Origin of the sequence: Priestia sp. 179-F W1.4 NHS, from assembly GCF_045369295.1 — a bacterium.
GTDB lineage: Bacteria > Bacillota > Bacilli > Bacillales > Bacillaceae_H > Priestia > Priestia zanthoxyli.
Genome location: NZ_JBIQFF010000042.1, coordinates 1 through 4,994, shown reverse-complemented (window position 1 = coordinate 4,994; position 4,994 = coordinate 1). Strand labels below are relative to the sequence as shown.

Sequence of the window (4,994 nt, the reverse complement as noted above, 5' to 3'; positions counted from 1 at the left end):
GTACGGTGTGATGAAGAAACTGGAGTTAAATTTTGATCCAGTAATTACATATAGCTATGACTTTAATAATAAAAAATTTATTATAAGGAAAAATAGGAATTCTATAAAAAATTTTTTTGATCCAAGTGGATCAATTACTAACATTACTGCCATTGTTGGAGCTAATGGGGCTGGAAAGACAAGTACTTTAGAATTTATAAAAGAGATTTATGGTAAAAAAAGTTTTTCTTCAAACAGAAAATTTATTATGGTTTATTCCGAAAAGGTATCTAATAACAAACAAAAGAATTATGTTTATTATCACAATTCATTAATTGAAAAAATCGAAAAAAATGACGAGATACAACTTATTGAGTATCCTTATTCCGAGAAGATGTTAAAGGAGGGATCTTACAACCATGTTAAACTTTCCGACGTTAAGACACCTTGTATATTTTTCTCTAATATATTTGATGGCTCATTCGAAGAAGAATATAAAGAAAAACTTCCACAAGGAAAGAGAAAACAAATTTATAATATTTCTACTAACTTTCTAGTTAGAACAGATAGAGAAATTTGGAAGAGATCTCTTGGAAAGGGAGAGATTGATCAAATTAAGGATTACAATGCATCGAGTGTTTTGAGGCAGTTGGAATTTATATCAGGATTTGACAACTTTAATTTAAACTTTAATCTTCCCCGACACTTGTATGTAAGGTTTAGTAGGGTTACTAGCCCTTACATTATTAAAGGAGAGAATAGCTTACCAGAATCATATCGACAAGCAATACTGAATCTTCTTAAAGATGAAAATTTACATAATAAATTTATTGAGCTTATGGTTAATAACTATTTTTACGAACTTCTCGAACTCATAGATTATAAAAAAGTAAAAACTTTGTGGAAATATAATGGAGAATTAAACCATAGTGGCGATAAAAATACTATGACAAGAGTTATCCAACTCTTATCTGATTGGAAATTAGAATTAGAAAGAATAAAGAAACTTCAGGAAAAATCAATCATGTTTGACAACTATGGCATTGAGCAGGTGGATGCCATGATTAATTTAATTAAATTACTTAATGGAAAAGAAATTACATTAGGATTAGATAGAAGGGGGATAAAAATAGAAATAAAGAACGAATTAGAGTTCCTCAAAGAATTTGTTAAAAATTTCTTTTTATCTTTTCAAAATCGACCCTATGCTTCTTTTGAATGGTCAAATTCCTTTAGTTCAGGGCAAAAGGCAATGATAGATTTATATTCAAGATTTTATAGTATTAAAAAGGAAATTGATTCTAATGAGTGTCACCACATTTTAATTTTAATTGATGAGGGGGAAGTTTATTTACATCCCCAATGGCAAAAATCATTTATTAGTAATATTATAACCTTTTTAAAGAGGTTGTTCCCAAACAAAATCACTCAAATTATATTGACATCAAATTCTCCGATTTTGCTATCTGATTTACCTAAAGAGTGCGTTATTTTTCTTAAAGAAGTAAATGGAGAGGTAAAAATCGTGGATGGATTAAAAGATAAAAATCCTACTTTTGCTGCTAATATACATTCCTTGTTTTCTGATTCCTTCTTTCTCAAGGGAGATTTAATAGGTGATTTTGCTAAAAGTAAAATTAATTGGTTAATAAACATCTTAAACGATGATATAGGGACAATAAGAAAAAATGAAGAAGTGATAAGAAAAATGATTAATATGATTGGGGAGCCACTCATTAAAAATAAATTGTTAAGTATGTTAGAAGATCAGCTTAAAATAAGATTGATCAATGTAGATGAAGAAATAGAACATTTAAAAAGGAGAATAGAAAAACTTGAGGGTAAGAAGGGATTTAAGTATCAGAATGATTAAAATTACTGTATCAGAACCAGAAAGCCTTCTAAAACGCCACTTTGATTTTATTAATAAAAGGTATCTTTCTAAATTCAATGCCCATGTAAATACAACTAGTGGACCATTAACTGGACGTCAATTACGCTTTTTAAACCAGATAGGGAAAATTAAATATTTATTAATCTGTGGTGACCCAGGTATCTTACACAGAATAATTACTACGTTGGAAAGAAGACTGTTCTTGATGAACGGTCAGGAACAAGAGGAAATAAAAGAATTATTAAAAGCAATATTTGACTATGACTCATTTGCCGGAGAAGAGTTGCTGGATTACGGAACTTTACTACTAAATGAATTTAAAAAAATCAATAGCTATTTAGATAAAGTAACTTTAAATAACATTAAAATACAATACGGAATAAATGAAAAACATAGTCAGCTGGAGCATATAAAAGAACATGTTCTTAAAGAGTTAATCTCTTTCTCAAAAGAAAATGAATATTCTGATGATTTCATACTAAATAAAGTACTCGAAGCAGTACATGAAGTTAAACAAACGGAATATTTAACCTTAAAAGCATTAAAATCACAAGTCAAAGAAATTTTCAAAGCTATTGATGATAGCATTTTAATAGAAAGGGAAAAAAATTTTTTTGATGTAAAAGAAAGTTGGGGACCATACCAATTAGTTCTAAGTTTGAATATTCCAGTATGTCCTTACTGTAATAGACAATACATTAGCACACTCCATACTAAGTCGGGGAAAACTAGAGCAGATTTAGATCACTTTTCTCCTAAAAGTAAGTATCCCTATTTAGCTTTATCATTTTACAATCTAATACCTAGTTGTAAAGTGTGCAATTCAAGTTTTAAACGGAATAAAGATTTTACTTATACACATAATTTAAATCCATATGAAGGTGGCTTTGAGCAACACTACTTGTTTACAATTAATCCTAGAGAAAAAATATTGAAGGAAATACATGATTTAAGAGAAGATGTATCTAAATCCACAGAGATTAATAGGGAATATGATATATCCTTTTTATTTGGAGATTCCACTAATTTCGAAATTAGTCTAAGGCCCTCCCCTGATGTTGATAATCACTTTTCAAAAAAGGTTGAAGGAAACATAAAGGCATTTAAAATTAAAGAACTATACGCTTTTCATAAGAACTATATTCAGGAATTAATAAAGAAGGCTGTTATATATGACGAAACAAGGATCAACCAGTTATTTGAAGAATATGAAGGGAAATTATTTTTTAGTAGAGAAGAAGTCTTACAACTAGTTATTGGAAGATTCGTAAGAGAAGGGAATCCAGTAAAGGAACCTTTTTCTAAATTAATTAAGGATGTTGCCTTAGAATTAGGCATTTTAGAATAGATGTTCTTTGGATAATTGATGAAAAAGAGTTAATATTATTTTATTTTACAAACATTACCTTTTAATATGTTTTTTTAATAATAAGAAAGGTATTGAGAAGTCACGAATAAGCATTAAAGTAGAGGAGCAAACTCTGGTACCAAGGAGCTTGCTCTTTTCATTTATGTTCTTTGAGGCCAAAACTTATTATATAAGCTATTACTATCAAAGTACCAACAGCCGTAATGATCTTTATTTAATAAAGCTCTAAAGCCCACTGTCCATGTTCACCCTTAAATAATAAGACAACAACTCACAAAAGAACTAAAAATAAGAACCACCCAATAAAGATAATATAGTTAGCCATTTTTTATTTATTGATTACCTCTCCATCTTCCAAATTCATACACAGTACTCTTCCCTCTTATTATAGTGAAAATAATTAAGGGGCATTTTTAGTGGAAGATAAGCAGTTACCAAACCGAATTATTATTTGCATCAGCATGAAGGCGTTCTATATGTAAATTTATTCTATATACATATAATGATATCCCTTGCTGGATGTAGACGGGAAGGTTGCATGGACAGGACTAATAGATCAATAAGAATGAAAAGTAATATATTATGAGAATAGAAAAATTTTATAATTAAATTCTAACAAGTGTTCATACATGTAATGATTGAACACTTACAAAAAAGCTGATTCTGCTTATTAAAGCAGAATCAGCTTTTTCATCTTTTAATGCTACTTGAGTCAATTATTGTTCTTTTCTTTAATTTGAAACATTACTTTTGGAAGTTGATTGTATTTTTTTTTCTTTTCTTTCTTGTTTCCATCTTCTCAAGGCTCTTTCCAGAGGATCAGGGTGATAATATATATATTTTTTATCAAAATCTTGAATTATAGAAACAATAAATTGCTTATTATTCATTAAACACTCATCTATCTCTTTATAATGATGAGAATTTTCGTGCGAAAACTTTATAATCTGAAGTTTTTCTATGAGTATGGAGATTTTTATGAGGTCCCGTTCAAATATACCTTCTAAGAAGTCCCTGAGAAAACCTCTCCAAATAACTAGTTTCCAAAAGAAAAGGAATCCAAAAAAAGTGATAGAAATATAGACGATGTATTGAACTGAAGATGTCAAGTCATTATTATCTCTAATTAACCATGTGTTAAAAGCTGCCCATACTGGTATGAAAATGGTGAGAGTTTTTGCACCAGATGTTGAATACACGTTTGAAAAACTCTCCTTTTTTTTCTGCTCCCACTGCTTTTCTAATCTAGCTATAAAGAATTTAAAAGTTTCTTCTGTTTTTTCAATCTTTTCATTGTCTATATAAATATGTTTTAATAGATATACTTTCATAATAGCGCATAAGAAAAGTTCCCATTGATAACTTTGAAATCTGACTCCATATTTATTCTCGGCAAATGCAATAGACGGTTTAAGAATTAGTAGAGAAATTGAAACAGCCAGAGTTATTAATAAAATAAGAATATAAATAATGAACGAAAAGTAACCTCTATCGTTACTAAGGTCCGTAAATTGAAATTTATAATTTAGATAAAGCATAAAACAAATAAAGAGGATAATTAAGAATGATGAGAAGAAAATTTTCCGCCGTATATACTTTCCTATTAAATTCCAGTAACTCAATTTGCTCTTATAAAAATAGAACAATTTATTTTCTAACAAAAATAAGCCCCCCTATAAAATATGATGTCAATAAGTTCACATCTAACATCTTTTCCCTATTCCTCGACCTAGTTAAACGTCTTATGAAAGG

At 29.0% G+C, this 4,994-nt stretch carries 3 protein-coding genes; 2 read left to right on the top strand and 1 reads right to left on the bottom strand.

All coding sequences use genetic code 11. The features are described from left to right. Positions 1–1,852 (top strand): AAA family ATPase (locus ACH0CI_RS27980; protein WP_406902638.1); only part of this gene is annotated, 1,852 nt, incomplete at its 5' end. Beyond that, positions 1,845–3,221 (top strand): HNH endonuclease, encoded by a 1,377-nt coding sequence (locus ACH0CI_RS27975; protein WP_406902637.1) that lies wholly within the window; start codon positions 1,845–1,847, stop codon positions 3,219–3,221. The genes ACH0CI_RS27980 and ACH0CI_RS27975, both read left to right, overlap by 8 nt. Before the next feature lie 752 nt (positions 3,222–3,973). On the opposite strand, the gene ACH0CI_RS27970 is transcribed toward ACH0CI_RS27975, so the two are convergent. Beyond that, positions 3,974–4,903, bottom strand: a complete 930-nt coding sequence (locus tag ACH0CI_RS27970) for a hypothetical protein (RefSeq protein WP_406902636.1) — start codon at positions 4,901–4,903, stop codon at positions 3,974–3,976. Positions 4,904–4,994 lie beyond the last annotated feature (91 nt).